3 protein-coding genes are annotated in these 4,807 nt (G+C 40.5%); all 3 read right to left on the reverse strand.

What is annotated here, in order from left to right:
- Nucleotides 1-107 precede the first annotated feature (107 nt).
- A complete protein-coding gene (locus tag JQM82_RS14315; protein WP_235251075.1) occupies nucleotides 108-1,745 on the reverse strand; it encodes an aminopeptidase P family N-terminal domain-containing protein in 1,638 nt (545 codons plus the stop codon).
- Nucleotides 1,746-1,815: 70 nt separating this feature from the next.
- The gene (locus JQM82_RS14320) at nucleotides 1,816-3,168 is read right to left on the reverse strand and encodes a peptide MFS transporter (protein ID WP_235251076.1); all 1,353 of its coding nucleotides are present in this window, start codon (nucleotides 3,166-3,168) and stop codon (nucleotides 1,816-1,818) included.
- Nucleotides 3,169-3,192: 24 nt separating this feature from the next.
- On the reverse strand, nucleotides 3,193-4,581 hold the full coding sequence (locus JQM82_RS14325; protein ID WP_235251077.1) for an aminopeptidase: 1,389 nt from the start codon (nucleotides 4,579-4,581) through the stop codon (nucleotides 3,193-3,195).
- Nucleotides 4,582-4,807 lie beyond the last annotated feature (226 nt).

Genomic DNA, 4,807 nt, shown 5'->3' on the forward strand with positions numbered 1-4,807 from the left:
GTTAATATGCGGCAGCATTTATCACATGCTTGATGACCTGGGCTGAACTGCGACCAGCCTTTGCTAAACGGCGATACCCATGCGCTGAACGCGCTTCAGCGCATGGGCTAATCGCCCGGAATAATCACAAAGCACAGGAATTCACCATATTCATTCTTCTTCCATGCTTTTACAAGAAGCTCATTCTCAAGACGAACTCCGTGGGATCCTTCAAAATAGATTCCCGGCTCATCTGTCAGTATAATTCCTTCCTCAAACGGATGGGTATCTTTCACACGGTACTGCCAGCGGAAGTTGGTCGGTCCTTCATGGATATTCAGAAGATATCCGACTCCATGGCCGGTTCCGTGATTAAAGTTAAGTCCTCTGTCCCAGAACGGTTTTCTGGCGAGGATGTCCAGATTCATTCCATTACATCCTTTTAAGAATTTTGCACTTGCAAGCTGAAGATTACTGATTGCAACCAGAGTAAAGTGCTCCTTCATAACAGCAGGAATCTCTCCAAGTGCATATGTTCTTGTTACGTCTGTAGATCCTTCATAGAAGCCTGCTCCTGTATCTGTCAGGAATACGGATCCTTCTTTCAGCTCTACGTCCGTTTCCTCTGAAGAAGTATAATGACAGAGTGCTGCATGCTCACCATATGCAGAGATCGGTTCAAAGCTTGGACGGATAAAATTCCCCATCTCTATACGGAACTCATCCAGTTTCTCAGAAGCAGTCATCTCTGTAATTCTGATTTTTCCTATATTTTCTTTCAGCCATTTCATGAATCTGATGTGCGCTACACTGTCTTTTAACTGCGCTTTTCTGATATTTTCGATCTCAACATCATTCTTAACAGCCTTAAATAAGATCTCCGGATTACGTGCTTCTACCGTCTTTACCTCTTCCGGAATATTTCTATAGATCGCATAATTAATCTTTGCTTCATCCAGAAGAAGTACTTCTTCACCGGCAATTTTTTTCATATTTTCATAGATATCGTTGTACGCATGAATGGAAATACCGTCTTTTGCAAAGCTCTCCTTCATCTCAGTTCCGAGCTTTCTTTCATCTATATAGAGATCCACGCCGTCCATTTTAATCATGGCATAGCATAAAACCATCGGGAAGAAATCAATATCATTTCCACGCATATTTAAAGTCCAGCATATATCATCCAGAGTCGTAAGTACATGAGCTGTCGCTCCATGCGCTTTCATAAACTCGCGGATCCTGGAAAGCTTGTCTTTCGTTGACTCTCCTGCATATTGAATATCAAGTGCAAACGCCGGCTCTTCAGACATTTTTGGACGCTCTTCCCAAAAAGTATCAACCAGATCATATTCATATACAATCTGCCCGCCTTTTTCTGCGACAATCTTTTCATATTCCATTCCTTCACCCATGGATACCACTCGTCCGTCAAAACCGATCGTTCCATTTTCCGGAAGGTTCTCGCGCAGATATTCTTCAATTGTCGGAACACCCGGCTCTCTCATCTTCATCAGCTCTACAGTTGTTCCCTCAATCTGCTTTGCTGCCTGAATAAAATATCTTCCATCTGTCCATAAATATGCTTTTTCTTTTGTCACAACAGCAGTTCCTGCAGAACCGGAAAATCCGGTCATGAATTTTCTCGCTTTAAAGTATTCCCCTACATATTCACTCTGATGAAAATCAGCTGTTGGAATAATATACATATCAATTTCTTTTTCGGCCATCAGCTCACGAAGCTTTGAAAGTCTTTCACGAATGTTCATTTTACCTCTCTCCAATTCATTTATTAAAAATGATGTACAGGAAGCTTCTGCATCCTGTACATCTGTTTCATTAGTCTACCAATGCAGATAATTTCTTATCCAAGGCAACCATGATGACAGCAGAAACTAATGCAATTCCTGCAACGATTTCACATCCAACTCTGAATTCCAGATTACCGCCAAATAACAATCCGTATACGTATCCATAAGATTTTGCAGCAATAAATGTTGCAAATCCCCATACTGACATCATAACTGCCAGATAACGGCTTGGAGAATATTTACTGATAAATGCATGTCCCAGTGGTGAGAAGAACATTTCACCAAGTGTCAGAAGGAATGCAAATCCAAGAAGCCAGATTACACTGACTTTTCCATCTCCACGAACAATATCCATAAGAATATAGAAAAGATAACCTAAACCGATTGTTGTGATACCCAGGGCTGTTTTTCTGAAAATACTCATATCCCCCTGTGGTCTTGCTGCAAGTTTCTTCCATAATGAAGCAACAACTGGTCCTAAGATTACACAGAACATAGAGTTTGCTGCATCAAACCAAGTTGCCGGTACTTCGTATCCTCCAATCGCCCAGTTTGCATTTTCTGCCCAGTAGTAGTATACCGGCAGATATCCAAGATACCAGAAAATCCAGAAAATAATTGAGAAGATAGATGCGACAACAATAGCACCGATTCTCTTCTTTTCTACAGTTGTCATTGGCTGTTTTGCTTCTTTTTCAGAAGCTTTTCTTGCTTTTTCTGCTTCGATTTCTTCAGCAGTCATAGTCTTTTTGAATGGCAGTGCTGCTGTATCGCCTAAAAATCTCCAGCATACAAATACATACCAGAGTGCACCCAATACCATGATCAATGCTGCAAGTCTGAAACATGGAACGAAACCTAATACACCATCTTTTGCAAATACGTCTTTATATAAGATACCAACTGCAAATGTTCCAATAAATGCGCCTACATTTACCAGAGAATAACGGATAGAAAATGCAGAGTCCATCTGTGATTTATCTGTAATAACACGTCCGATAATCGGTCCATTTTTGAAAAGAGCAAGCCCTGCGCTGACAAAGAAGATCATCAGATATACGCCTGTTTTGCTGGTTGCAACGGAACCCATGAAGTAACCGACACCTGCGATCACCATACCAATTGGTGTCGTATATTTTGCACCTATATATTTGTCTACGACAACTCCTCCCAAAAGTGGAAGCAGGTAAGAAAATGCTGTCAGGTTTGACTGCATATTTGCTGCTACTGTATCAGAAAGTCCCAGACCTCCTGTTGCTACAGTTGCTGTTACGAAGATCAAAATCAGTGAACGTCCCAGATAATAGGAAAGACGCTCGAAAATCTCTGTGCAGGCGCACGCCCAAAACGCTTTCGGGTACCCTTTTTTCTTTGTTTCCATGTTACTAAAAACCTCTCTTCCTTATTATTTCATGTCTTTTAAAAATGCTTTATAGCCTCTGTATACCTCATAGATATCAGATTTGCTTGTTACTTCGTGTGGCGCATGCATAGACAATACAGCCACGCCACTGTCGATTACATTCATACCGTAGTTAGCCATAATATATGCGATGGTTCCGCTTCCCCCAAGATCGACTCTTCCCATCTCAGCTGTCTGAAATCCTACTTCATTCTCATCCATAACCTTGCGTAACTTTGCTATATACTCTGCACTGGCATCATTGGTATTATTCTTTCCACGGCTTCCGGTATATTTATTTAAAACCAGACCTCTGCCGAAAAATGCTGTATTCTTCTTCTCAAATGCGTCAGCATAAAGTGGATCATATGCTGAGCTTACATCAGAAGACAGCATATAAGAATTATGTATCGCACGTCTTACGGTTAATCCCTCCATACCACCAGAAAGGGCTGCGATCTCTGCCACTGTATCTTCAAAGAATCTGGAGTGCATACCTGTCGCACCAACACTTCCAATCTCCTCTTTGTCAACCAGAATACAGCAACTTGTACGTTTCGGATTTTCTGTTTCCAGCATTGCAAAGATTGAAGTAAATGCACACACTCTGTCATCCTGCCCGTATCCGATAATCATACTTCTGTCAAGTCCACAGTCTCTTGCCTTCCCCGCAGGCACGATTTCAAACTCTGCAGACAGAAAATCCTCTTCTTCCATATCATAATTGTCTTTTAAATACTTCAGAATGGATGCCTTTACCAGATCGTTATCTTCTTCTGTCTCTGTAAGTGGCTTTGTCCCGACAAGAACATCCAGCTTTTCACCCTCGATCACTATGTTCGCTTTTTTCTCCATCTGCTCCTGGGCAATATGAATCAAAAGATCCGAGATTACTAATACAGGATCGTTTTCGTTTTCACCGATAACAACATTCACACTTGACCCGTCTTTCTTTGCAACTGTTCCATGAAGCGCAAGCGGGATTGTAACCCACTGATATTTCTTAATTCCACCATAATAATGGGTATCAAGAAATGCCATATCACTGTCTTCATACAATGGATTCTGCTTAATATCCAGTCTTGGAGAATCAACATGCGCCCCCAGAATATTCATTCCATTCTCCAGCGGTTCTGTTCCCATCTGAAATAAAATGAGTGCTTTTCCCATACATTCGGCATATACTTTATCTCCTGCTTTCAGATGAGTATCTTCTTTTATACATTCATTGAGATTACGATACCCTGCCTTTTTCGCCATCTCAATTCCAAGTACAACACACTCTCTTTCTGTCTTTCCGGCATTCAGACATTCTTTATACCTTTCACTCAATTGCTCAACTTCCAGATATTGTGCATCTGTATACTGCTTCCACATATTTTTTCTTTCCATTTTTTACACCTCCTTCTGTTATCAGCATTCCCTATGACAAATTTTATCTCTGTTTTATAATAATTACAAACAAGTTTTTCTAATATCGGAATAAGAAAATATTATAGCATTATATTCTGATAAACAGAAGAAAAACCAGTCATTATCTGACTGGTTTGTGAGTTTTGTATCATTATTATATCTATTAGCTTATATCTCAAATGACATTTTGAAGCTCTCGATATAT

The sequence above is a fragment of the Faecalicatena contorta genome (genome assembly GCF_021531995.1).
Classification (GTDB): domain Bacteria; phylum Bacillota; class Clostridia; order Lachnospirales; family Lachnospiraceae; genus Dorea_A; species Dorea_A contorta_A.